This is a genomic window from Alexandriicola marinus, assembly GCF_004000435.1.
Classification (GTDB): Bacteria; Pseudomonadota; Alphaproteobacteria; order Rhodobacterales; family Rhodobacteraceae; genus Alexandriicola; species Alexandriicola marinus.
Genome location: NZ_RBVZ01000059.1, coordinates 1 through 716, shown reverse-complemented (window position 1 = coordinate 716; position 716 = coordinate 1). Strand labels below are relative to the sequence as shown.

General features: G+C 64.5%; 1 protein-coding gene. It reads right to left on the bottom strand.

Going from position 1 to position 716, the window contains the following annotated elements; translation table 11 throughout:
* Positions 1-316 (bottom strand): phage major capsid protein (locus tag EP376_RS23710; RefSeq protein ID WP_476724236.1); only part of this gene is annotated, 316 nt, incomplete at its 3' end.
* Positions 317-716 lie beyond the last annotated feature (400 nt).

Genomic DNA, 716 nt, shown 5'->3' with positions numbered 1-716 from the left:
CCTTGTAGCTCTCCTTGCTCTCGCCGAGCGTGCCGCGCTTGAACTCACCGCTTTCGCTCACCTCGAGCAGCTGCGGTGCCTCGCCAAGCTGGACTCGGTGCATCGCCTTGAAGTCCGTGGCGAGCACCTGGCGGCAGAACAGCATGAACGTTCGGGGATAGGCCTCGTAGGCCTGCCGGAGGGTCTTGTTGGTGACGGCGGACAGGATCTCGGGGAAGTCTGAGGTCGAGTGCAGCGCGCGCGTGGCCACCTCGTCGCGCGACAGGCCCCGCGTGCTGACCCCGGCATTGCCGAGGCTTTCCCGAGCCAGTTCCATGAGCGTCATGCCGCGATACTGGCGGNTTTCCTCGGATTTTGCGGCGACCTGATCGAGGATCAGACGACGGGCCTCATCGACGTCGGTGCCGCGTTTCACCAGATCCTCGGCAAAGCTGCGCTCGAGGTTCAGGCGACCTGCCAGATTGTAGATCGTGGAGACGCGATCGCGTTCGGTTTCGCGGGCGCGGGTCGCGACGGCTTCTGTATCGGGTGCGGCGGCGTCTTCGGGTTTCTGCATCTTCGGCTGCGCGCGGTTCTCAACAGCAGCAACCTTCGGCTCTGCTTCAGGCGTCTTGGGTTCAGTCATGGTGGTGTCCTCGGTCGCGACAGAGTCGCTGGGCTGGTCTTCGGCCTCTGCGGCCGGGTCTTTGGGTTTGTCCGTCATCGGGATGGCTCCT